24 protein-coding genes are annotated in these 23,754 nt (G+C 65.9%); 14 read left to right on the forward strand and 10 right to left on the reverse strand.

Annotated elements, in window-relative coordinates; translation table 11 throughout:
- From LFM09_RS36625 to LFM09_RS36650, 6 genes are all read right to left on the reverse strand, one after another.
- On the reverse strand, positions 1-561 hold a 561-nt coding region (locus LFM09_RS36625), incomplete at its 3' end, for a sporulation protein (RefSeq protein ID WP_414101194.1).
- Positions 562-1,101: 540 nt separating this feature from the next.
- Positions 1,102-1,854, reverse strand: a complete 753-nt coding sequence (locus LFM09_RS36630) for a tyrosine-type recombinase/integrase (RefSeq protein WP_414101195.1) — start codon at positions 1,852-1,854, stop codon at positions 1,102-1,104.
- 304 nt (positions 1,855-2,158) lie between these two features.
- Entirely contained in the window at positions 2,159-2,695 is a 537-nt protein-coding gene (locus tag LFM09_RS36635; RefSeq protein WP_414101196.1) for a hypothetical protein, read from the reverse strand.
- A 78-nt stretch (positions 2,696-2,773) separates the two neighbouring features.
- Entirely contained in the window at positions 2,774-3,454 is a 681-nt protein-coding gene (locus tag LFM09_RS36640; RefSeq protein WP_414101197.1) for a helix-turn-helix domain-containing protein, read from the reverse strand.
- Positions 3,451-4,035 carry a hypothetical protein gene (locus tag LFM09_RS36645; RefSeq protein ID WP_414101198.1) on the reverse strand — a complete coding sequence of 195 codons (585 nt, stop codon included), beginning with the start codon at positions 4,033-4,035 and terminating at the stop codon, positions 3,451-3,453. The genes LFM09_RS36640 and LFM09_RS36645 overlap by 4 nt, the downstream gene beginning before the upstream one ends.
- A complete protein-coding gene (locus LFM09_RS36650) occupies positions 4,025-4,330 on the reverse strand; it encodes a zinc finger protein (protein ID WP_414101200.1) in 306 nt (101 codons plus the stop codon). Before LFM09_RS36650 ends, LFM09_RS36645 begins: the two co-directional genes overlap by 11 nt.
- Before the next feature lie 263 nt (positions 4,331-4,593).
- On the opposite strand from LFM09_RS36650, the gene LFM09_RS36655 reads away from it, so the two are divergent.
- Complete coding sequence (locus tag LFM09_RS36655; RefSeq protein ID WP_414101201.1) at positions 4,594-5,874, forward strand: helix-turn-helix domain-containing protein; 1,281 nt, start codon at positions 4,594-4,596, stop codon at positions 5,872-5,874.
- Between the two features lie 5 nt (positions 5,875-5,879).
- On the opposite strand, the gene LFM09_RS36660 is transcribed toward LFM09_RS36655, so the two are convergent.
- Entirely contained in the window at positions 5,880-6,521 is a 642-nt protein-coding gene (locus LFM09_RS36660; RefSeq protein ID WP_414101202.1) for an HAD family hydrolase, read from the reverse strand.
- Between the two features lie 57 nt (positions 6,522-6,578).
- A complete protein-coding gene (locus LFM09_RS36665; protein ID WP_414101203.1) occupies positions 6,579-7,946 on the reverse strand; it encodes a helix-turn-helix domain-containing protein in 1,368 nt (455 codons plus the stop codon).
- 241 nt (positions 7,947-8,187) lie between these two features.
- Between LFM09_RS36665 and LFM09_RS36670 the strand changes: the two genes are divergently transcribed.
- Complete coding sequence (locus tag LFM09_RS36670; protein ID WP_414101204.1) at positions 8,188-8,940, forward strand: hypothetical protein; 753 nt, start codon at positions 8,188-8,190, stop codon at positions 8,938-8,940.
- Positions 8,937-10,184, forward strand: a complete 1,248-nt coding sequence (locus LFM09_RS36675; protein WP_414101205.1) for an acyl-CoA dehydrogenase family protein — start codon at positions 8,937-8,939, stop codon at positions 10,182-10,184. The genes LFM09_RS36670 and LFM09_RS36675 overlap by 4 nt, the downstream gene beginning before the upstream one ends.
- Positions 10,185-10,210: 26 nt before the next feature.
- On the opposite strand, the gene LFM09_RS36680 is transcribed toward LFM09_RS36675, so the two are convergent.
- A complete protein-coding gene (locus LFM09_RS36680; protein ID WP_414101206.1) occupies positions 10,211-10,717 on the reverse strand; it encodes an NUDIX domain-containing protein in 507 nt (168 codons plus the stop codon).
- 145 nt (positions 10,718-10,862) lie between these two features.
- Here LFM09_RS36680 and LFM09_RS36685 point away from each other — a divergent pair, with 145 nt between their 5' ends.
- Positions 10,863-11,348 (forward strand): hypothetical protein, encoded by a 486-nt coding sequence (locus tag LFM09_RS36685; RefSeq protein WP_414101207.1) that lies wholly within the window; start codon positions 10,863-10,865, stop codon positions 11,346-11,348.
- Positions 11,349-11,360: 12 nt separating this feature from the next.
- Positions 11,361-11,807: a DUF5753 domain-containing protein gene (locus tag LFM09_RS36690; protein ID WP_414101322.1), complete on the forward strand. Its 447-nt coding sequence runs from the start codon at positions 11,361-11,363 to the stop codon at positions 11,805-11,807.
- Positions 11,808-11,814: 7 nt separating this feature from the next.
- On the opposite strand, the gene LFM09_RS36695 is transcribed toward LFM09_RS36690, so the two are convergent.
- Entirely contained in the window at positions 11,815-12,687 is an 873-nt protein-coding gene (locus tag LFM09_RS36695) for an aminoglycoside phosphotransferase (protein WP_414101208.1), read from the reverse strand.
- A gap of 989 nt (positions 12,688-13,676) precedes the next feature.
- Here LFM09_RS36695 and LFM09_RS36700 point away from each other — a divergent pair.
- From LFM09_RS36700 to LFM09_RS36740, 9 genes are all read left to right on the forward strand, one after another.
- Positions 13,677-14,735, forward strand: a complete 1,059-nt coding sequence (locus tag LFM09_RS36700; RefSeq protein ID WP_414101209.1) for a hypothetical protein — start codon at positions 13,677-13,679, stop codon at positions 14,733-14,735.
- Complete coding sequence (locus LFM09_RS36705; protein ID WP_414101210.1) at positions 14,732-15,019, forward strand: hypothetical protein; 288 nt, start codon at positions 14,732-14,734, stop codon at positions 15,017-15,019. Before LFM09_RS36700 ends, LFM09_RS36705 begins: the two co-directional genes overlap by 4 nt.
- Positions 15,019-15,831, forward strand: coding sequence for a hypothetical protein (locus LFM09_RS36710; protein WP_414101211.1), 813 nt, complete (start codon positions 15,019-15,021; stop codon positions 15,829-15,831). Before LFM09_RS36705 ends, LFM09_RS36710 begins: the two co-directional genes overlap by 1 nt.
- Before the next feature lie 2 nt (positions 15,832-15,833).
- A complete protein-coding gene (locus LFM09_RS36715; protein ID WP_414101212.1) occupies positions 15,834-17,120 on the forward strand; it encodes a hypothetical protein in 1,287 nt (428 codons plus the stop codon).
- Entirely contained in the window at positions 17,117-18,622 is a 1,506-nt protein-coding gene (locus tag LFM09_RS36720; RefSeq protein WP_414101213.1) for an SCO6880 family protein, read from the forward strand. Before LFM09_RS36715 ends, LFM09_RS36720 begins: the two co-directional genes overlap by 4 nt.
- Before the next feature lie 413 nt (positions 18,623-19,035).
- Positions 19,036-20,118: an ATP-binding protein gene (locus tag LFM09_RS36725; RefSeq protein WP_414101214.1), complete on the forward strand. Its 1,083-nt coding sequence runs from the start codon at positions 19,036-19,038 to the stop codon at positions 20,116-20,118.
- Between the two features lie 75 nt (positions 20,119-20,193).
- Entirely contained in the window at positions 20,194-21,255 is a 1,062-nt protein-coding gene (locus tag LFM09_RS36730; RefSeq protein WP_414101215.1) for a C40 family peptidase, read from the forward strand.
- Entirely contained in the window at positions 21,252-23,123 is a 1,872-nt protein-coding gene (locus LFM09_RS36735) for a type IV secretory system conjugative DNA transfer family protein (RefSeq protein ID WP_414101216.1), read from the forward strand. Before LFM09_RS36730 ends, LFM09_RS36735 begins: the two co-directional genes overlap by 4 nt.
- Positions 23,120-23,695 carry a hypothetical protein gene (locus LFM09_RS36740; protein ID WP_030466880.1) on the forward strand — a complete coding sequence of 192 codons (576 nt, stop codon included), beginning with the start codon at positions 23,120-23,122 and terminating at the stop codon, positions 23,693-23,695. Before LFM09_RS36735 ends, LFM09_RS36740 begins: the two co-directional genes overlap by 4 nt.
- Positions 23,696-23,754: the final 59 nt, after the last annotated feature.

The following is a 23,754-nucleotide window of genomic DNA, read 5'->3' on the forward strand; positions in this document are numbered from 1 at the left end:
GGCCGGTGGGAAGAACTCGATCTCCTGGTAGAAGCCGAGTTCCTGCGGCACGCTGTGCAGGCGGCCGGCTTCGACGTCCGCGCTGCGGAACGAGAACCCGAGCTGCCCGAACGCGTTGAGCACGGCGTCCTGCGAGGGCAGCGGGCCGACCAGGACCGGGTCCAGGTCGCCCTTGTCCGGCGCGCCCGCGATCACGAGCTCGGTCCGCACGCCCACAGTCATCCGCGGCAGCGGCTGGCCACCGACCGCGGTGATCGGGGTTTCCCAGGGCAGCGGCAGCTGGAACGGGATGGCGACGAGCTGTCCGGTCGGGACGCGCACGCCCTGTTGCACGACGAGCCGGGAGAACTCGGAAACGCCGCCGTATTCGTGGTCGCCGTGCTCGACCTCGACGCGGGTGACGAGGGACAGCACGACCTGGCCGATCTCGGCGTCCGCGCTGCCGCCCTGGATGCGCACCTGACCGGTGACCACCTGGCCGGGCGCGGCGTGCGGTGAGTCCAGCACGGTGTCGACGGACGGTCCGCCGACACCGAACGCGCTGAGCATGCGCTTGAACATGGGCGAGCCCAGCCTCTACCGGCACCGGCCGCCGCCAGGTCTGAGGAATCGGGTTGACCCGCCAGTACAAGTACGCCAGATGATCCGCTTCAGCTGCGTCCCACCACTCCCGATCACGCGACGTGGACAGGAACGTCAACCACGCCGCCAGATCCCGTGCGTATCCGACCTGAGTATTCGCCGCGCTAGCCACCATGCCGACGCTCTGAAAGAAGTCGTTGAGCACCAGGTTGTACTCGAATGTCGGCGACAGCAGGTACGGCGTACCAGGAACAACCTTCTCCTGCCGCAGCCACGCCTCCCAGTCGCCAGGCAGCTCAGCGACGAACGGCAAAGGTGCCGCAGGAAACGACAATTCGGTCGGAGTCAACCGCACATGCCAACGCTTCGTGATCATCGAGCGTGATCATGTGGTCATGACCGGCTATGCACAAGCAGGCAGGAGCGCCACCCGACGGCCGGTCGTGTCGAACCTGTACGTGAGCTGACCATCCATTTGGGACGGTTCGAGAAGCTGCCGATCCATGAGGCGAGAACCTATCACTGCGTTCGCACATATGTTCGTCTAGACGCGTGCGGCGTCTGCTCCACCTCACGCTCCATGGCGAGCGGGTGCGGCTCGCCCGTGAGTGCGGACAGCGCGGTTGCGACCTCGATCTCGTTGGCGCGGACGTAGGTCGTCGTTGTGGTCGCGGAGTTGTTCGCCGGCGAGTGGCCCGCGTACGCCTGGGCGACCGCCAAGCCGAACCTGCGTTCAACGAAGGTGAGCGTCGTGTGGCGCAACCAATGCGTGCTGACCAGCTGGCGCGCCGCCCACTCGTGTTCTCTCCGCACGCGTGCCCACAGGCCGTCGTAGCGGCGCTTCGTCAGTGGCCTGCCATCTCGATAGCGGAGCAGCGGGCCTTGTGGATCCACGCTGCCGCGCACGAGGCCATGGTCGATCAGGTGCGCGATGAGGGTGGGCGATGCCGGCTGCCAGCGGAAGACCCCACCCTTCTCCTGCAGAAGAATCAAGCACTGTTCTGCGTCGATGTCGCAAGGGCGAAGAGCCAGCGCGGCGCCAGTGCGACAGGCTGTCTCCAAGTGAAGGCGGACGAGGAGCGCGTCGAGCGCTGGGTCGTTCCCCGTCGTGGACGCGACTTCCGCGACCTCTTCGACCCGCACGTTCTGCAGGCCTCGACGTGTCGATGGGATCCTGCGAGGCTTTGGAACGAGCTGTGCGGGGTTGCGTGCAAGTGCGATGTGGTCATCGGCGACCGCAAACTTGTAGAGGCAGCGCAGCGCGGCGACCATGTGCTCGCCGGCACTCCGGCCGCCACGACTGTTGCGCCGCACCACAGCCCGCGACTTCGTGGATTCGACCAACGCTGCGATTTCAGTAGCCGTAGGCTCATCGAGCGTTCGAGTCCCCCAGAGCGTCACCACTCGAGCCCAATAGATTCCGTAGAGGCGCCTGGTCCCATCGCTCACCGCGGTCGCGACAACGGGCACGAACTCGGCGAAGGTTGGCACGTGCTCGCCTGGAGCGTGCTGCTCGTCGAGAAGATCCTCGGGGGTCACGCCCAGCCGTTGGAGCACTGCGCGAGCTGCAGCTAGATCAGCTGCATCTGGGCGCTGCATGATCGAGTCCGACAGCAGGTGCGTGGTACGCGTTGAGAATTTTCCCCAACGCCGCGCAGTCGTAAGCCAAGAGCGCTGCCGACGTGGGAATGGAAACGAGCAGCAGTCTGTCGCCGGCGTTCAGGGAACGCCACCTCCGGATCGGGAGCGGCAGCTTGATGAAACCTCTGGGCGAGAGCAGGTCGGTTCCGTAGTGAACTGAGCGAACAACGATGATGTCGCCGTGTAGCGCGATGTCGATCCGGCCTTCTGGCTCCCAACTCAGCGTCCGAAGGATCCGGCGGTCGGTGAACCTGCCGTGGTCGTCGATCGCGGCCATTCCGAAGTGGATCGTGCCGTCCCGCGACAGCTCGCTGAGGTTGATCGAGGGGAGCGGCTCCGTCTTCAGGCACGCTGCCGTGAGGGAGTCCGGAACGACCGCGCCGATTATTGCCTCTGCGGTCGTAGGACCTGGTCGGTATCTACGGCGCTCCCTGCCGTCCTGTGTGCCAGTTGTCGCGGTCATGAGCTTCATGCAACCGCGCGTATGTGTGGATGCCCAGCGAACTGGCTTAAGACGTGCAACGCAGGGGAGTCGTTGCGTGACCTGCCGCTATTGCTGATCATGAGCGGCGTACAGGTGCGTGAGTATGGCGCGGAACGTCGGGTCAGCGATCTTCAGCTGTTGCACCCTCTTGTCGGTCTTTGAGTGGCACGCGGCGTGCACGATCAGATCGACCGCGTTCACCCCGTAGAGGCGGGCCAACTGGGCGACCATGATCGGCGTCGGGAGAGTGACGCCACATTCGTAGTTGGACAGGGTTGCCACCGATACCTGTACCGGCGCAACGGTTGCCACGTCTGTCAGACTCCAAGTGAGGTCGTTGTGCACGTCGCGCAGCGCCTTGCCGAGAGCAACCTTGTAAGGCTGCCGGGTCGAGAACCGGCCGAAGGCAGTTTCGATGTCGAGGCCGCGTTCCTCTGTGAGTTCCCTCAGTTCGGCATCGTCGGCCAACTGCAGGGTGGTCCGCGCGCGAACGCGCATTTCCCGTGGCAGCAGGAAGTAGTCCTCTGCCGGAAATGCCTTGAGGTCAGTCCGGCGGGTCAGCATGCCGCCCTTGATGAAGCGCTGCAACTGGTTGGCGAGATCCGCGTTTGAGAGCCTGGTCAGCTCGCGGAGTCGTACTGCCGTGAGCTCAAGGCCGACGCGTTCGAGGAACGCTGTCAACACCAGTCCGCCTTTGCGGTTCCAGGACAGTCGGCGGTCCTTGGAGACCTTGTCGACCAACTTCACGATCTACCCGTGTCCTCGAGACTTGGCGCAGCCTCGTGCGAGGACTCCGCGGAACGCAACGCCTCACCGAACCAAGCAGCGTGGCGCTCCAGCTTCCGCGCCGCCGAGTCGACCAGAACGACCAGCACTTCGAACGCGCCAGCGCCGCCCAGGAGCGATGCAGCGCGCTGGATCGCAACAGCATCCCGTGCTGCGTGTGCGGACACGAAGGCGGACGCGACCTTGACGTTCTCGTGCCACGCTGCGCGATCGTCGGCGTCCACGTCCTCCGGGATGGCGAACGAGATCGGGAACGCGATGGGCGAGACGAGTTGATCCTGTGGGACGCCGTCGAGCAAAACCCTTGCCAAGATGCTCGCTGCGGAGACAGCAATCCGCGGGTCCGCGTGGGTGACGACAGACTGGAGCGTGCGTTCGACCAGTTCGGGTTCCGACTGCAGGTGGTGAGCGAGTGCGCGCAGGCCCCAGGAGGCTCCGAGTCCGCTGTCTGGGTCTTGTCGAAGTCGAGCCTCATCTTGAGCGATCTGCTCGACACCGCACGGGACGTATCCGATGTCGGCTGGTTCGCGATCACGCTCCACGGAGGGCGTCCTCGTAGGAGCGGCTCGTGAGGGGAGCGATCACTTCCTTGATCTGCGCGGATTCAGTCACGGGCTGCATGCCCTCGCGAGGCCACGGCAGGATCTGCTCCTCCTCTCGCCAGGCGAGGTCACACACCCCGCACATCGGCCAGCACCGTTCGGATTCTGGCCACTTGTCGGACTTGGTGGTGACCTCGGTGCCGCACAACGTGCTTCCCAGGTCGCCTTCGGCGAGTGAACTCGGTAGCGCGTGGCGCGCCCCGTCATGCGGTTGCCATTTGTAACTGCGAGTCATGCCCGATCACTTCCCGCGGACGTAAGCGCGATCTGCGCGCGATGTCGGTAGTGATCCACCCAAATTGCCGCGCCGCTCAGAATCCAGCCCACGAATCTGCCGCCGATCTAGCAGGGATCTATCACCTAGCGCTTCTACCTGCACAAACGCGGGGATGCCCCGATTGGGTGAAGCTGGACATCTTTGGACTGGTCCGCTGTTTTGCGCACCCTCCAAGCTAGGCTCGTGGTGAACTATGCGGCGCATTCACATCAGGGGGATCGATGGCCACGCCGAGGGAGGCGTTCGCGAAGCGCCGCAAGGTTGTGGGTTTCTCACAGGAGCGGCTTGCTCTGCACCTTGGCGTCACCACCGGAACTGTCGGGCGATGGGAACGGGGCGAGGCGACTCCTGAACCGCCAACGCAGCGACGGCTCGTGCGAGCGCTCGAACTCACAAGTCTCCGTGAGTTGCTGGAGCTTCTCCATCCGCAGAAGTCGTTGCTCACAGCGGCGGACGAACGTGCCGAGATGCGGTCGATCGGCAGTCGATCAGGCCAGCCGCGACGTGATCCTCGTGGGTCCATCCAGATCGGACACAGCCTTGATCGGGTGCACGGAGTCATCCCGCTTGTGCGGCGGGCACTCGATGCATTCGATCTTCCTGACGACGGGCCCACTCGTACGCTCGTTGAGATCAGCGCAGACGTGGCTCGGGTCAACGAGCACCGTCTTGAAGCCAGGTACGGCGCTCTTGCCGACGCCCTGCCGGACCTCCTCGCAGAGCTGGCGCGTGCAGGGCAGCTCGCTATGGAAGGCCTGCAGCAGCAACAGGTCGCGTTGCTTCGTGCTCTCGCACTTCGCGCTGCGGACGGGATAGCGTTCAAGTTCGGATACCTTGATCTCTCAGCCCGCCTCATCGATCTCATGCGGCAGTCCGCGGCTCAGGCGAACGACCCGCTGCTCGTGGCAGCCGCCGAGTACGTCCGCACAGAGACGTTCTTCGCCAGCGGTGACCTGAGCACCGCTGCTCGAGCACTCGTCAAGGCTGCCAGTGAGTCGTCTTTGTCCAATCTGGACGATGAACACGTTGCTGCCGCCTATGGATCCCTTCACATGCGAGCCGCCGTGGTGGCCGGTCGGATCGGTGATCCTCGTGCGGCCCGAGACCATCTGAGTGAGGCCAACGAGGCGGCCAAGAGGGTTCCGGAAGGCGTCTACCGCGGCACTGCCTTTGGCCCGCAGTCGATTCGCATCCACGAACTTGCGGTGGCTACTGAGCTGCGCGACCCGGTGGGCATCGAGCGGGCAGCCACGTGGCATCCGTCGGGGGAGTTGCCCGCGGAGCGCCGTTCGCACTACTACATCGAGCTGAGTAACGCGCAGCACGAGCTGGGCCACCATGAAGAGGCCTATGTCTGCATCGAGATGGCGCGCGACGCAGCTCCTCAACACACGCGAGAACATCCTCAGGTCAAGGGCACGCTCGCTTCGCTGCTCCAGCACCGTCCTGGAAACAGCAGGGTGGTTGAGCTCGCAGCTTGGGCTGGAGCACGGGCGATCTGACGGGTCTAGTCAGCGAGCAGCGCAGGAAGCTCGTCGAGTGAGTCGATGACCCAGTCGGCATCCCGTTCCACCAACGGATCGTTGGCCCAGAGGTATCCCCAAGGACCGCGGCGGATCAGCGCCGTGCGCAGTCCCACCGCCTTCGCGGCCACGACGTCGTTGTCCCGATGATCTCCCACGTACACGATCTCCTCCGCGGGCGCAGCAGCAGCTTCAACAACGCGATCGAAGAAGGCATTCGATGGCTTGGCAACGCCCCATTCCCCGGACGTCGAGACGAAGTCTGCCGGCAGGGCAAGAGCGCGCAGCAGTTCGCCTGCACGGGTGGTCTGGTTCCCGGCAACCCCAACCTTGAGTCCAAGGCCGCGCAGCGCAGCGAGGCTTGACCTGACATCGGGGTAGAGGTCCCGCTCGTCGATCTGTTCGCCCAGCCCGGCGTCTTCGCGCAACTGCCGTTCGTGCGCGACGTCAAAGCCTGGCCGGAAGTACTCGAAGGTCTCCGCGTTGTCTCTTCCAGAGACGGTTACCGCGCCAAGAACGGTCGAGAACGTGTGCCGCGGCACGCCGATCCAGTCGGCCCATGCGCCCCACTCGCGCGAATCGTCCAACAGCGTTTCCCCGACGTCGAAGACGACAGCAGTGACCATGCACTTACTCATACGCCATCGGGATGAGCTGAGCGAGCGCTCCGCCCAGTTGCGCGTCTACGCGACCGCGCCTGTGCGGGCCGCGAAGGCCTCCAAGCCTGGCAGAGCGCGCGCTGTCGGATGCCGCAGCAGGCTGATGGTGATCTGCTGGATCGGCTTGCGGTATCTGACTTCGTCAGGGGAGGCCTGTTCGGCAGCCAGCAGTGCGCGGAGGGATTGCTCGGGTTTGTTCCACTCGTGGAAGGCGTGGGCGATGTCGGACCAGTAGCGAGCGCGCCGTTCGGCCACCGGGATAGCGGCCGGGTTGATCCGCCTTGCGGCTTCGATCGCGGCGCCGTAGTCGCCGAGGGCGCGGGCGACGCTGATCCGGTACAGACCAACGCCGGTGGGGCCGAAGGCGGTGAACCGGTGGTTGCCGTCTGAGCCGAGCCTGGCGGCTGCCTCGACTGCTTCTGCCGCCAGAGCGAGGGCGGTGTCGCGGTCACCGTCGACGGCTGCGGTGTAGGCAGCGGTGGACAGCAGAGATCCATACACCGACAGGTGCTCTGGGCCGCGGTGCAGATCAGGCTGCAAGGTCTCGATGGAGTCGGAGATCAGGCTCTGTGCGGCGTCGGCGTGCCCGGTACGACGTAGCACGATCGCCCATGCGCGGTGTGCGGTGGCTTGGGTGAGGATGTCGTCCGTGTCGTGGGCCGTTTGCACCGCGCGGTCTGCTGTGATCAGTGCGGACTGCGTGCGGTTGAGTTTGACCATGAGCTCGGAGGCGAGCGTGTAGAGGTCGGCCATCAGACTGTTGGCGTCGGCGGGATTCTCGGCTTCCGCGCGGGTGGCCGTCGCGGTCGACAAGACGGCGGGCAGCCTGGAGGCGGATTCGGTGTAGTGGCCGAGCTGGAACACCGAGCGCACTTCGGCTACTTGTCTCCGCAGTTCGGCGACCTCCACAGGGATGGCGCCCGTTGAGGGTGGAGCGAGCAGCGCGCGCTCAAGCGCGTCCACCGGGTCGTTCTTGGCCCAGGACGGAGTTCCGGCACCGAGTACCGCGGTGCCGGCCAGACTGGTCAGTCCCGCGAGCAGCGTGCGACGACGCATGGGGTCGGTCTCCTCGTCCGGCGCCAGGATGACGTTGACCCTAGCGACGGGACGCGGCGCGTGCACGGACCGTGATCGTGTGTCGGTGAGACCGAGCAGGTGCGGCGGGATCTTCAGCGCCTTGGCCAGGCACCGCAGGACCTGAACGTCACGCAGTGGCTGCTTGCCACGCTCCATCCGCGACAGCGTGGAAATGGAGTAGCCGCACTTCTCCGCGAGATCGGCCAGCGTGAGCGGGGTGGCGCGACGGACGGCACGCACTATCGCGCCGAGATCACCGGAATCGACAGCGACTCGGACCTCCTGGGAGTCCCAGATCGCGCGAGTCGGATCCATCGCCTGCACTCCTCACTCAGAGCAGGGTGTTTCAGCGTATCCAAACGATCACGGTGCGTGCCAGCTGATTTGCACACCCTGCAAACGGTCGGCCGGGTCCAGCAACTTCGCTGGTCAGCGAGGTGGAGTAGGCCGTGTTCTGGGTGCTGCCGCGGCAGCCCACCGTCCTGCCGCAGGAAGAGGGACGACGATGAGCACCCCAAAAACGTCGGAGCCGAACTTCTCTGCCGTTGGTCGAGAGATGACTGCTTGCGAGCTCGACCGCGCTGGCCTGCTGCACGCGGACAGCAACGTCGTGATCAGCCGATACGCGATGTTCATTCCGGTTGATGAGCTGGGCACGCCGCGTCCGGTCGTGGTCCGCTCTGGTGCGGTGATCGAGCCGTTCGCCGTGGTTCACGGCGGCACGACCATCGGCGAGCAGTCTCGCGTTGAGGAGCACACTGTCATCGGAAAGCCCGAACTCGGCTACGCCGTCGGGAAGATCCGTCCTGGTGTCGGTGGCGGCACAGTGATCGGTGCGGGAGGGACGGTTCGCTCGGGCGCGGTTGTCTATGCCGAGGTCGGAATCGGCGTGAACACACTGGTCGGGCACCACGCGCTGCTCCGCACAGCGGTGCAGGTCGGCGCGGAGACGCAACTCGGTCACCACCTCACCGTGGAACGCGAGACACGCATCGGCCGCGACGTGCGCTGCTCACCTGGCTCGCACATCACCAGTTCGACCGTGCTAGCTGATCGGGTGTTCCTGGGCGCCGGCGTCCGCACGATCAACGACAGGACGCTGACCTGGCGTGATCCGGACCGTGAGCCCACACTCGCTGCACCGAGGTTTGACACCGGGGCCAAGGTCGGCAGCGGCTGCGTCGTGCTGGCAGGTGTGGTGATCGGTGAGCGCGCACTGGTCGGGGCCGGCTCCTTGGTCACTCACGATGTCCCACCGGGAGTGCTGGCCTACGGCCATCCGGCCCGCGTGCAGGGAGAGGTCCGGTGAAACCGGCCATGCCTGACGGTGCACCCGCAGCGACCGAGGCGATCAAGACCTGGCTGCAGCCGCTGCAGCCTGTCCTCGACCCCGGTGGCAGGATCGACTGGACCCGGCTCACGAGTGTCGCGGAGAGGTTGGACCGAGCCCTGAGGCGCTATCCGGTGGGGCCGGACCTCCCTGCGGGCACGGAGAGGAGCGGCCGTCTGCGGATGATTCGGCAGGACCTCGCCCGGCACGTCGACACGACCGGGGAACCGGACGTGTTTCAGGTGCTGACGCAGTTCATGTGCGGCTACTGCGATATCGACCTGCGTGACACCACTGGACTCGGCCACGGCAGGCTCATCGCCCGCCACGGCAGTCCGCAGACCAAGCGCCGGTGGATCCCGCGGCTGCTGGCGGGCGACCTGGCCGGGATCGCGGTCACCGAGCCCCATGGCGGATCCCGTCCGGCGGAAGCCAGGACCTGCGCCGTCGCCGGATCGGACGGAACGTGGACGGTGACTGGCCGGAAGACCTGGATCAGCCGCCTGACCGAAGCCGCGGTGTTCCTGCTGTTCTTCCGAGCCCCGGATGGCCAGCTCGTCGCCGCCGCAGTCGACGCGAGCGAACCGGGCATGGTCCGTCAGCCGATTCCGCCGACCGGGCTGGCCGGCTGGACGTGGGGCGTCCTGGACCTCGACGCGGTGAAGGTGCAGCCAGAGGAGGTTCTGCACGGGCAAGGGATGGGGCTGCTGCGCGAGCACTTCGCCGAGTATCGACCGCTGGTCACCGCCACCGCGCTCGGAGGCGCGGCCGCAGTCTTCGACACAGTGACCGCCCGGCTTTCCGAGCGGAAAACCATCGGCGACGTGCACCGACTGCGTGACTCAGCGCTGATCACTCTCGGCCGCACGCACGTCCAGCTCGCGACCGCGCTATTGGGCGCCGTCATGGCCTCCCAGCTGGCTGAAGGCGGACACGTTGACGCGGAACTGTGGGGTGCCGCGACGAAAGCTCATGGCATCGACACCGCCAACTCCGCCACCGCGGAACTCGCGCTGTTGCTTGGCGCGTCCGGGTTCCGCGCCGACTGCCAGACCGCCAAAACCCGCCGGGACCTGAGTGGGCTGCTCTTCGCCGACGGCATCCACGACAGCCTCTACCGGACAGCGGGCAAGCAGCACACGGCCACTAAGGACACCGCTGGTGGCATCACCGCTGTTCCGGCGCCACGGGACCAACTGAACTCGGTCGCGCTGACCGGCTAACCAGAGTGGTACGGCAGTAAACCGGGCTACGCGACGCGCTGTCCCTGTTCGCACAACGCGGTGGCGCCTTGCTCGGCAGCCTGCAAGGCGACTGCCAGACGGTCAGCCAGCAGCGGCTTCACCTTGCTCCGGGCTTCGTCCAAGCTTCGGAAGCTCGCGGAGAGGATCTCGCCATCCGTGAACACCATGCCGACCAGATCGGTTTCGTCGAGCACACCGCCGTCGAAGACGAACACCACACCCTCAGGACGGGAGTCCTGTGGTCGCACGTAGTCCACCACGAGCAGTCGGCCTAGCGGCCGTTCCCACCCCAACTCCTCGGCGAGCTCACGAGTCGCTGTCGCCCACGGCGACTCGTCCGCATCCACTGCGCCGCCCGGAATCTCCCAGTTCGGCTTGTAGGACGGCTCGAGCAACAGCACCCTGCCCACCCTGTCGCGAAACAGCACTCCGGCGGCCATGCGCTTGCGAGCCAAGCTAGCCACGTACTGCTCGACAGGCAGCACCTTGTCCGCAGACTCCGATGTGGTCACCCGCGGCACCCTAGCCAGTTCTCCCCCTGCGCATTGAATCGGGGCGACTACCCGATCGTGGAAGCTTCGGCCATCAGAGCGTCTTTGCAGGTAAAGGCCTACGGATGTGGGAACTCCGCTAGATCGATGCGAGATTCGCGGGCTGGTGCGAATCGGTGCAGGCGAGGTTGGCTGTGGCTGTCTGACAGGACAGACCTTCAGCTACAGCAAGGAAAAGGCGCGCGCGATGCCGAAACGATTTTCCACTGTACGAGGCCGTGAGCTCGGCAATGGGCTTCGAACGGCCATCGCACGTACAGACTTCAGCTCCTCGCTTGCGCTCGCGGAGCGGCTCGACTGGGACCCGGCCAAGCTTTCGGGGCTGCTCAACGGCAAGGGGGGCACCAGTGCTGTCGAGCTGGGCCTGTTGCTGGGTATCTGCGGGGTGGAGCCCGCTGAATGTGATCACCTCCTGTCGCTGCTCCCGCTGGCACATGTCAAGAGCTGGTTGCAAGTGCACGGAACTTGTCCGCCGGTTCACCACCGCACCCTCGTGGAGAACATCGCCGCGGCCAAGACGTTGGTCAGCTGGCGAGGGCTTGCGTTGCCGGAAATGCTGCAGACACCTGCGTACATGCGTGCGGCGATGTAAGCTTCGCCCAACATTCCCCGGGATGAAGTGGAAGCGCGTGTCGGGGCGCGGCTGAAGATGCAGGAACAGCTCCGCCGCAGCCAACTGACCTGCACGTTCTACCTCCACGAACTAGCGCTCTCCTTGCCTGTTGGTGGACCTGACGTGCGCCGGGAGCAACTTCATCACCTGTTGCGCAGGGCGGTCCGTTCGAACATCGTCATCCGGATCATGCCGACGAAGATCGGTGCGCACGTCGGCATGGACATGCCGTTCACCCGCTTGACCTTCGCGAAGTACGAACCCGTTGTGTGCGTGGAGTGCGAGAACTCCACTGCATTCATCGAGGACGAGGTCTCGCTAGATGGCTACGCAACGACCGTACGTGCGCTGAGCGAGTCCAGTTTGGATTCGGAGGAGTCGAGGGCCCTGATCGCTCGCCTCGGGGAGGCGCCGTGGCCACTCGAAGAGGCAGTCTGACGTCAGTTCAGAAGGTTTCGACGAGCTTCCTCAGTGGTGCGGCGAGGTCCGGGTGGTCGCCCTTGTCGATTCGGTGCAGCAGCCGGGCAGCGACGTAGAGCAGGGCGAGCTGTCCAGCGTCGGTGTCGAGCACGTGGGCGAAGGTGCTCCACACTCGATCAGCGGTCTCTGGCACGAGAAGGCTGTAGCAGAACAGTGTGGCCGCGTCTGTCCCAACTGGACCGCGGCCCCATGACTCCCAGTCCAGCAAGCTGAAGTCTGGTCCCATCAGGTTCGCCCAGTGCAGGTCGCCGTGCACGGTTTCCCATTGGCGGACGACGGGGTTCACCGAGTTCCCGAAGTGCTGCTGGATCCTGCCGGTGACCAGAGCCTGATCGGCATTGATGCGGTCGGTAGGTGTCGCCGCGACCGCCTGGATCGTTCTGCGGAGTTGCGTCCACCACTCATCGGGAAGGTCGTCGGCGTGGTTCAACGTGTCGGTGGGGGAGCAGGGTGAACCTGGAGCCAAGGTCATCAACTCGGCACGCTGCTGCCGCCATTCCTCCCACTCGTAGACGTCGAGAACCTGCGGCTTGGACAGCGTGGCGAACACATTGGCGGCGAGGTTGCCGGTCCAGAAGTCGCCGCCGGTCCACTGTTTGTCCTCGGACGCCACTCGAAGCCAGAGCTGCCGGTCAGCTGCTTGCACGCGTGCGCTGATCGACCTATCGAACCAGCCGAGCCGAGCTTGTCCTACAACGGTGAGCCCGAAGTGGTCTGCTGCGTGGCTGAGGTTTTCGTGCATCCACTGCCGGAACTGCGCGTCGGCCTCGCTGAGGTCGATGTTCCGTGCTCGGACGCTGCTGCCGAGCGCCGGCGGATGGTCAAGCTGTTTGGACACGGGATCCTCTCGCCTTGGTTGCGACTTCCTTCGTATCGCTTGGAAAGACTCCAAGGGAGGGCTCGCAAGGTGGATTCCCCCAACGGGGTCTGCGTCGCGCGACTGGACGGGGAACCCGTTGAGGAGTCACCAACCACTAAACGTCACCCACAGTGCGTGCCGGCGCCAAGCGAACCGCCGTCCAAACCTGTATCTACAGTTGCTTCAGTGTTGACTAAGTTCAATCCCGACTGGGTGTTGGCTCGTACGGCACAGTTGCGGCACACGCCATCGCAGAGAACTGAGTCACCGTGGCTAGTTGCGGTCTGCCTATAGCAAGGCGAAGCGGGGTAAGACTTTTGCTCACTGGAAGAGTTGGGTTCTGAACTTTGCCAATTTTCCGGCGATTGGAACCGGTCGCGGGACGGGTGGGTTCGAGTCATGTGCACGCTAATGCTCGGAATGGTTGACGCTTCGGTACTTCGGAATATCCTCAGGAATGAAGTATCAATGAACCCGCTGGGTGTGCGGCTTGGCTGGGTGAAGGAAATTCCGTTGGATGGAAGAAGGCGTGCCCGCTATGGGTGATGAGGGTGTGTCGGGTCCTGTGACCTGCAGTATCCCGTTGATGGTTGTGCGACCACGGTCCGCGCTGCCGATCTGCTGGGCGTCGTAGCTCGGGCGTTATTCGATTCAGGGTCGCCATGTCCAATGGAACCTGCTCGAAGGGGGGAATGATGGTTGTTGTCGGTCGAGAGTTGTCGGCGTGTAACGCTTTGGGCGGCTCTGCGAGCGCGCTACGTGATCCAGCGTCTGGTTGCGTCGGTGCCGAGTCATGGGCCGGTGCGGCACGGCAGAATCCGCTGTCGGGTTTCGCGGGGTCGAAACCGTTCGCGGCAGGATCGTTTCGCCCACAGCGGTGTGCTCCGCCAGCAGGTACCGAAACCAACCCGGCCGCCAGCGGCTCCTCGACACCGGCGAGTTCCATTGCGCCCCCAAGGAAATCGCCGATGCCACTCGTCGGGACGGCCTGCACGCCGAGCGAACCCGAGGGCGTCCAGGTCCTCGAGAACGAGCTCGCGCTGGTCGCCCGGCGAGCGTGGCGGAGACTGCAGGCCGCCGATGTCGACGCGGCAGTCGATGCGGGCATGCTCGCGGCCGCCATCAAAGCCGTAGACGGCGTTCGTCGCCCTGCATTCGGCGAAGCGGCACACGCCGCGGCAGCCGATGTGGCAGCCGCTGCCGCTGTGATCCAACGTCAGGGCTTGCCGCCAGGTGCGGCTGCCCCGGTTGACTGGAACGGATTTGGCTTGGTGATTCCGGTGTTGGCCGGATCGCCAGGCGCCGGCGCGTCGGTGTTCACCGCCTTGATGGCCGATGCGCTGCAGCTCGCACATCGGAACGTGCTTCTGATCGATCCGGCTGACCCGCCGCGGTCGGGATTGGCCATCGCCGCGCGCTCGGACGGCCCGTGGTTGACCAAGCCGCACCCACAAGTCCACATTCGCTTCTCCTGGCGTGCGCATGCGCTGGTGGCACGCCTGGAATCGGCTCTGCCGGTCATTGCTCCGGGCATGGTGCCGCCACCGCGGTTCTGGCTTCCGCAGGGCCCGCGCCCGGAGATCACCGTCGTCGACCTCGGTCACGATCCTTGGCGGGTGGCGGCGCACCCGCTGCTCGGCGCTGGGGCGTGGTTGCGTCGAGGCACTCCCGCGCCGTTGCCGGTGCTGGTGGTGCGACCGAGTCGTCCTTCGCTGTTGCACGCCGAGCAGGTGCTTGCTCGCCTCGAGCGTTGGGTGGTCACCGGCGCGGTGAGCCCGCCTGTCCAACTGGTCGTGATGGGCGCCAAACGCTGGCCCGCGGGTGTCGCTGGAGCTGCGGGTCGTCGGGTGTGTGCGTTGCTCGAAAGCGCGGTGTTCGTGCCGCATGACCCCGAACTCGCCGCGTCGGGTGTTACCGGGGCGGTCACACCTCTTCGGTTGCGGCAGGCGATCACGCCGTTGCTCAGCCGATGGGGACTTCTCCCGCAGGCCGCTCGTGGGTGGCAGGGCATGAAGGGACGGCCATGATCACGTACGTCACGGTGGTGTTGGCCGACATCCCGAACCCGACACCGGTCGCCCCGCCTGGCAGCGAGGTGATCGTCGAGGTTGTCGGCAATGCGAAGTGGGGCGCCGGTATGGCTCTGGTGCTGGGGTTCTTCGCCGGCCTGATCGTGTGGGCGGGCGGTCGCTGGGTGGATCACCACCGAGCTGGCCGGATCGGCCTGGTGATGATGTTGTGCGCCATCGCCGGTGGGCTGCTCTACGGGATCGGTTGGCAGATCATCGACCACTTCGCGAGCGTCAAGTGATGGCCGCGAAGCCGCCGGGCACAGGCCGCCGCGCACGAGCTGGGCTCAGGTTGGGCAGCATCGCCATTGTCGCAGTCGTGCTGCTGGGTGCCGTTGCGGCGGTCGTGGTCGCGCACCACGCCACGGACCCGCACAGCGCATCTACGAGCTCTCCGACATCGACTTCGGAGACCGTGACGAGAAATGGCACTGCGGCCCAGGACGAGAACGTGCTGGCGGCAGCACCCATGTTGCAGCTGCCTGCCCAGGCGGCGCAGCCGCAGGCCATGACGACAGGTTCTGCCGGACCCGCTATTGCTGTCGCAGCGCCGACGATCACCAACGGCCGTTGGATACCCGGCGGCTTTCCCGAGACGCCGGAAGGTGCGCTCGGACAGCTGAAGGCGCTCAACGAGACAGCGCTGGCCTCCGCCGACCCGCAGGTTTACGCCCTTGGTTATCGCGAGCTCTCCGAACCCGGTGCGCCGGACCCCGGCTCGACAGGGCTGACGTCATTGCTGCGTTCCATGCGGGCGCGTGCGCAACTGCCCGCGGCAGGCTCGGTCACTGGTCTGACCGCGAGCTACCTCGTCACCCATGGCCAGGTGAAAGGCGCGGTCACGGCCAGCCACTACGTGGTGGTGTGCGTGCTGGGGCAATTCTCGGTCGGGTTCAACGGCGAAGCCGTGGCGGCGGGAGTTGGCGACTGCCAGGCAATGCGCTGGTCCGGCACCGGGTGGCGCATCGCTGCCGGCGCGCTGGCAGCGGCGGCTCCCTGCGCGTGGCCCGGTAGCGCGGACATGGTGAAGGCCGGCTATCGGGAGCTGAGTTAGAGATGTGGCCCTTCGACGACATCGGCAACGCGCTCGGCGGACCGGTCCGGGACATGATCGTCACCGGGTTCGAGGCCGCGATGCTGGCTCTGTGGCGGGCATCCCTGTTCGTCCTGCAGGCGGCGTTCGGCCTGGCGGACAAGTTCTCGGTGTTCACGGTGGACGCGCGTAGCGGACCGGTTTCGATCTTGTGGCCGATGATGCTGTGGATCAGCGGTGTCCTCGCGCTCGGTTTGTTCTTCTGGCAACTGACCGCCACGACGTTGCGGGGCGGCCGGGGTTTTCTACGGCTGGTGGGAGGACCCGTGCAGTACGGCGTTGCGCTCGCCCTGACCGTTGGAATCGTCGCGGCGTTCTTGGCCGGGGTCGACGGGCTCACCTCCGGGATCCTGAAGTACGGACTGCGGGCGGAGAACTTCACCGACGCACTCAACGCGACCGGGTTCCTCGACGCGGCCGGCGACGGAGTGAACGCCACCGTGCTCGGCATCGCAGCTTTGATCGGAGTGATCCCGGCCGGAATCGGCTACGTGCTGGAGATGCTGTTCCGCGAAGCGGCTGTTTACGTCATGGTCGCGACCGTGCCGGTCTCGGCGGCTGGGCTGCTGTCCGGCATCACCGCCTCGTGGTTCTGGCGGACGTGCCGGTGGCTGATGGTGTGCGTCGCGATGAAGGCCGTGCTGGCGATGACCCTGGTGCTGGGAATCGCGATCTCCGGTGGATCGCAGGGGCTGTCCGGACTGCTCGCGGGCGTTGGAGTGCTGATCATCTCGTTGTGCTGCCCGTTCGTCCTGTTCCGGCTATTCGCCTTCGTGGACCCCAACAGCGATGCCGGCGCTGCGTTCCGCGATGCCCTGTCCGGAGCAGGTGTCGACTCCTACGGCGAGAACAATCCGGCAGCTCTGGCAGCGTCCGGTGCACGCGGCGGAGGGGGCGGTGGCGGTTCCCAGGAAGACGCGAACACCGGCCGGTTCGACGAAGCCGCCGCTGAGTACGCCGAGCAGGAGATGGACGAGACTGGCGTCGGACAGTCGTCAAGCAGCCACTCTGCCTCGCAGAACTCTAACCAGGACAACAAGAGCGCCACGTCCGGTGACGACTCGAGCGGCGCCGGATCGGACGAGCCGAATCCCGACGATGACGACCACGAGTCCGTGCCACCTGCCGCCAATACCGGATCGGTCGTCTCGTCGAGCCCCAACACCGGCCCTTCGGGTCACTACGGAGCCGAAGGCGAAGGCGGCGGCGAAGCTGCTGCAGGAGCTGAGGAAGCGGCGGTGATCGTATGACCACGCCCCGAATCTACAGAGGACTTGACCGTCGTGAGCACGCCGGTTGGATCATGGGTCTGACCCCACTGCAGGCACTTGTCTGCATCGCTCTGGGGGCGCCGGTGTTGTGGGCGATCAGCGCTGGTCGGTTTGCAGACGCGGGGATTCTCTTGTTGGTCTGCGGAACGATCGCCGCGCTCGTGGTGGTTCCGGTGCGTGGCCGTCCCGCGATGCGTTGGCTGGTGCACCTTGTGCTCTTCGAGGTCGGCATCATCACCGGCTGGTCGCGCTGGCAGTCGAAGGCCGCCGCCGGTATGCCAGTCGACCCGAATGAGCCTGACCTGCCAGGTGCGCTCCAGCGCGTGAGCTTTCCGGACGGCCCGCAGTTTCGGGACGTCGGTCGTGTCTGTTTGATACACGACACTGTTGAGGGCCGGTGGGGTGCGGCCGCCAGGCTGACCCACTCCGGTGTCGGAATGTTGTCCGATGAGCAGTGTGAGCGGCTGGCAAATCGGCTTGGCACCCTGCTGCTGTCGCTGGGCCACCGCGATGTCGTAGATCGGTTGAGCCTGCTGGTCCGCACCGTGCCGGACGACGGAACTGAGTACGAGGTGTGGCGCGGCGATCATGAGATCCGCGACGCGCCTGCGTTGGCCCGTCAGGCCAACGCCGAGTTGGACCACATCATCGGCAACGTCTCGGTCAGGCACGAGCTGTTCGTCGTGGTGTCCGGCTCGGAGGACAAGCTCCGCAAGCCGGCCGCTGCTGCCGGCGGCGGTGTCGCCGGTCGCGCGCAGGCGCTCTATCGGGTACTGGACGGTCTGGAGGACCCGCTCAAGGCGCTCGGAGCTCGCACTGTCCAATGGCTGGACGGGCCGGGCATGGCCGAAGCCCTTCGTACCGGGTTCAACCCAGCCGCACGGGCATTGCTGGCCGCGGCAAACGAACGTGGCACCCGCGGTCGGGGGTTGGAGAAGGCGGCGGCCGGGCCGACCGCCACACCTGTTCCATCCGCACGTTCCTACACCCACGACGGCTTCACCACCGTCGCCTACACCGCGTTGATGCCTGAAGCGGGCACCGTGTTCGGCAGCCTCGGTCCGTTGCTCGCTGTTCGTTCGGCAGGGGAGCGGCGAACCTTGGCCATTCACTATGAGGTTCTTGATGCGCGCCGTGCGCAGCGGGCCGTTCGCGGCAACAGGTTTCGCACGAACGTGATGACAGATATGAAGCGGCGCAAGGGTTTCAACGCCTCCGCCATGGAGGAGCGCGATGCTCGCGGTGCCCTCGTGCAGGAGCGTGCTGTCGCTGCTGGTCACTCGGTTGTGCGGTTTGCCCTGGCGGCGTCAGTCACCGTGCCGAGCAGCTGGAACGTCGAGGACCACGCTGCGCGATTGGAGAACGACGCGAGCGGTCGATTCCGGTTGCTCAGGTTGGAACTGGCGCAGGACTCCGCATTCGTCGCAGCCGTGCTCCCGGTCGGGATCGGGTTGCCGCGGCAGCGAGGAGGTCTGTTGTGAGCCGTAGACGTGCTGGTGAGCGCAGCGTGGCTCAGCTGCTCGGTACTTTCGGTGCGCTGCCGGATACGACACGTGCGCCACAGCAGCCGAGGACAGCCCGAGATCGGGTGAACCGGCCGATCGCACCGCGGCGAGGTCGGGCGCGCCCAGGTGAAGGTTGGTCGCCTGTCGAGGCGCCACTTGCGGTCTACCAGGCTGCCACCAGCGAAATCGGTGGCTTGTTCCCTCTGCTGGCCGCCGCGGGTGTGCCTGCGGTGGGGGCGCGGATGGGATACGACACGTTGTCGGGTGGTGCGTTCTACGTCCACCCCGTCGAATGGGTCCTACGTGGACTGTCGACCAACCCGAACCTCATCATGTTCGGTGAACCCGGTCGCGGTAAGTCGAGCACGATCGCGGCGTTCCTGCTGCGGATGATGATGTTCGGGTTCCGCAGCTTGATCGCCGGAGACGTCAAGGGGGAGTACAGCCCGCTGGTCCGTGCAATGGGCAACACGCCGATCGCGCTCGGTCGAGGGAGCCCTGCTCGACTCAACGCGCTGGACCTTGGGCCACTGCGCAGCCGTTGGAACAGTTGGTCGGTTTCCCGTCAACGCGAAGAACTAGCCGGTGTCCTCGGCCGCTGGGTCAAGCTGTTGGTGGCGCTGGCCGATGCGCAGGGCTACGAGCCCACCGTGACCGACGAGGCTGTGCTTTCAGCGGTCCTGCGGGGACTGGTGGGTATCGGGGACGGCTACACCGAGCTGCGGCCCATCACCATCCCCGACGTGCAGCGGGTGCTGGCAGACCCGGACAACGTGCTGTGTGAGACCACCCGGTTCGCTGACCGCCGTCAGTTCCTCGACGCGCTCCGGCCGATGACTGACGCGCTGGGCAATCTCATCTCCGGCCCGCTGGCCGGCCTGTTCGATGAGGAAACCAACATCCGGCTCGACTGGGACGCGCCAGTGCAGTCGATGGACCTGTCGTTGTTGCGCTCCCGTGGCGACCAAGCGATCGCAGTCGCGCTGACCTGCCTCGGGTCGTGGTCGAGCATGGCGACGGATCTGCAGGCCGACGGCGACATCCGCATCGTGGTGCGCGACGAGATGTGGAGGCAGATGCGGCTCGGGCTGCGCGCCGTGCAGGCTGCCGACTCAGAACTGCGGCTGTCCCGTATCGAGAAGAGCATCCAGGTCCTGATCGCACACAAGCCGAGTGACCTCATGTCGGTCGGCGCGGCAGGCTCGCAGGAAGTCGCCATAGCCCGAGACCTAATCGCCCTGTGCTCGACTCGCGTGCTGCTAGGTCAGTCCACACGAGTCGCCGATGAGCTCGCCGAAGCCTTGGGGCTGTCGGAACGCGAGCAAGAGGTCATCACGGGTTGGGCGATGGATCGCCAGGGCCGCGCGCTGTGGAAGGTGGAGAACGCGCCCGGTTACAAGGTCCAGACGGTGTTGTCGGGCGCGGAGCGGCTGGTCTTCGACACAAACGCACAGCTGCGTCAGGCCGGGTAGGTCACCTTGGCAGCGCCCCGAGCGTGTTCAGCACCGGTGCTCGGCGGGTTCGTTGCTGCCGTCTATGTAGTAGTCGTGATCCCGGCGCTCCTTGTGGGCGCCGTCCTGCTCTCGATGACCAGCGTGTTCGCTGCGGCCGCCTCGTGCTCACCATCCGGCCTGTCCGCCGGGTACGGGCCTGGCGGCGTAACCCAGCAGGTTGGTGACCACCCGTTCACCGCGGAGCAGTTGACCAACGCGCAGATCATCGTGGCCGTCGCCGTCGGCAGAAAGCTGCCCAAGCGCGCGGCCGTGCTGGCCTTGGCCACCGCTATGGTCGAGTCCGAACTGCGCAACGTCGCTTACGGCGACCGCGACAGCCTCGGATTGTTCCAACAGCGCCCCAGCATGGGCTGGGGCAGCCCGTCGCAGCTGCTCGACCCGGTTTACGCGGCCGGCAAGTTTTACGACGCGTTGCTCGCGGTGCCAGGCTGGCATACCAAACCCCCCGGTGAGGCTGAGCAGGCTGTGCAGCGCTCCGAATTCCCAGAGCGATACGGACCTCGCGAACCGGCGGCTGCCGCGCTCACCGCGAAGTACTGGAGCGGTCCGGACAACCCCGTGCCCTCGTCGGGCGCTGATGTTGTGCTGCTTGTCGAACTCGCTTTCGGCGGTTGCCCGGACAAGGGTGCTGGCGAACTCGGCGAGGTCGACCCCAAGAAGCTCCCGGCTGACTTCGCTCTACCGACTCAGCAGCAGCAACGAGCCGCCGTGACCTACGTGCTAGCCAAGCTTGGCCGCCCATACGTATGGGGCGCCACTGGCCCAGACTCCTTCGACTGCTCGGGGCTGATGATGGCGGCCTGGGCACATGCCGGTGTCAAGATCTCCCGAACCACCTACACCCAGATGTACGACGGTGTCGCAGTTGGCTCCCTTGCCAAAGTGCAGCCCGGCGACATGTTGTTCATCCCCGGCTCTGACGGCACCGCGGCGCGCCCCGGACATGTCGGCATGTACATCGGCCACGGGTACGTGGTCGATGCCTACGACACCGACCACGGCGTAATCCTGACCAACCTCAAGTCCTGGGAATCCAAGATCGTTGCCATCCGCAGGGTCGTCGGCGGGCAAGTCGGCGAGGACCCGCGATCATGAAGACCGCAGTGTCGCCTACCGGTGACCGTGACCTGGCGTTGATTGGCCTGATCGCGGCCGTGTTCAGCGCACTTGCTGCTGTCGCCAGCACCACCCTGATGCTCGGCGTCGCGCTGAGCACGGTGTTGCTTGGCGGGCCCTGGAAGCTACCTGGCTTCGACACGTGGTTCACCGCGGCGCTCGGCGTCGTCGCGCAGCCAGGACAACCTGCGGTCGGCCTTGGCGAGCCGTGGGCCAGCGCTCTTTCTTCGCACACCGGTTTGTACTGGACCGTCACGATCATGCTGCTGGTCGTCCTCAGCGGACTGATGCTGGCCGCGGCGTTGTCCGCCTGGCGGCGGTTCGGCCCCACTGCAGCAGGGCACGCGAAACGCGAGGATGTCAGGGAAGAACTGTCGTTGGCTGCAGGCCGTCGCACCGCTGCATGGACTCGGCCGAGCCTCTCTCGTGCGCAGGTACGGCAGGCACCGCTGGAGGAAGTAGCGGTGCCGTTGCATCTCACGCAGTGGCGTGAGCCGATGTGCACACCGCTCGAGAATCCCACCGGCACTCTTGCCCCGACCCAGTCCGGCAAGAGCCGTCAGGACCTGGTGCACAAGGTGATCGCGGCGCCCGGTGCGTTGCTGTGCTCGACTACGAAGCCCTATTTGTTGGAGTTCACCGCTCTGCTCCGGGTCGGCCGCCGTCCTGCTGCGCCGGTGAAGTTGATCGACCTGACCGGCACGGTGGCGTGGCCGGCTCGAGTGCACTGGTGGCCAATGCAAGGATGCGACGACACCACTGTGGCGTACCGCCGTTCGCACACGATGGTCGAGGCCGCCTCTGTCGGCCTGGCCGGGGTGGGTGGCAACGACAAGGTTTTCCGCGACCGAGCGAAAGTGGTGCTGCAGGCCTACTTCCTGGCCGCTGCGACCCACGGTCGCGGCGTCGACGACTTGGTGCGGTGGGCGATCAGCAAGCCTGTTGACCAGGAACCGGTCCGGCTGCTTCAGCAGGCTGGCCTGCACGAGTACGCCCGGAACCTGCGTTCGGAGATCGGCTTGGTCGCCGAGACATCCGATGCGGTGTGGCTGAGCGTGCGGCGGGTGATCGAGCCGTTCATGGACCCGCAGATCCGAGAGCTGTGCACTCCTGCTCCTGGCCAGGACTTCGATGTGCGGGAGTTCCTGGCACAGCAAGGCTCGTTGTACCTGATCGCCGGCCAGCACCAGTCCGCGCAGGCCGCGCCGATTCTCACTGCGCTGGTCGAGCATTGGCTGACGACGGCACAGGAAATGGCGCTGCACTCTCCGAACCGCCGCCTCGACCCACCAGCCTCCGCGATCCTCGACGAGATCACGAACGCGACTCCCGTACCGCAGATCCCGGATATCATCTCCGACTCCGCCGGCCGTGGCGTGCTCATCCACTGGGGCGCTCAAACCGTGGCAGCACTGGAAGATGCGTTCGGTACCCAGCGAACCCGTCAGCTGTTGGACAACACCACGACCTTGTCGGTCTGGGGCGGGATCAAGGACCGGACCACCTTGGAGTGGGTTTCCTTGCTGACGGGGCATCACGATCGTCGTCGGTACCAGCAGCAAAGCGACGGCCTTCTTGGCCATGCCCGCACCTCGGTCGGGCTGGAGACGGTGCCCACCTACCGACCAGGCGACGTTCGTCGCGTGCGCCGCGGTCGCGTCCTGGTGATCCACCGCCACCTTGCCCCGATCCTGGCCCGTACCGTCGATGTGCGGAAACGACCCGATTGGAAGATGATCTGCAGCCACGTTCAGGCTGTGCGCGACGGGCAGGTCGAGCTCGGTTCGGACGGGCTCGCTGTCGGAGCAGGGCCGAGGACCGGCCAGTTCGGCGGATTCGCGGCATGAGCGGCGAGGCAGAGCGGTCGGGTGCCGATGTGGGAGACCGGGATGCTCAGATCTCGGCGCTGACTGATCTCGTCGAGGCGCTGACGCGGAAGCTGCGGCGCCTCGAAGACAGGGTCAACCAGTTGGTTGCGCGACCCGGACCGGAGTCCAGTGCGGACGAGGATGCTGCGGCCGAGCCAGCCCCGTGGGTGTGGTTCAGCCCGCCTGCAGCTGCCGAGAGCGACCCTGCTGGAGACGGAGATCCGCGGAACACCGTCGACAACTTCGTGGCTTGGTACAACGTCACGTTCGTTGGCGTTGACGGGAGTCGTGCTCGGCCGATTCCTCAGTGCTGGAGCCAGCATCCCGGACTGGCGATGGAGGTGGCGACGCTTGCTTACAGCTGGCGTGCGGCCAACGTCGGCCCGAATGCCACCGAACGCGATGCGCAGCACTGGCTGCACCAGTGGCGCCCCGGCTTCGCTGACCGACTCGCCCGTGAGTGGGGGAGTCCGGACTGCCTTGATGGGGACCACCGCGACGACGGACGTGCCCGCGCCGATCGGCACGAGATCGCCGAGCAGCACGCTTGAGAGCTGCTTCGGGTCTTGACGCCGCGGAGCGTGAACCACTTGGCTGTGCCAGCGAGTTT

The sequence above is a fragment of the Lentzea alba genome, assembly GCF_047445655.1.
Lineage (GTDB): Bacteria > Actinomycetota > Actinomycetes > Mycobacteriales > Pseudonocardiaceae > Lentzea > Lentzea alba_A.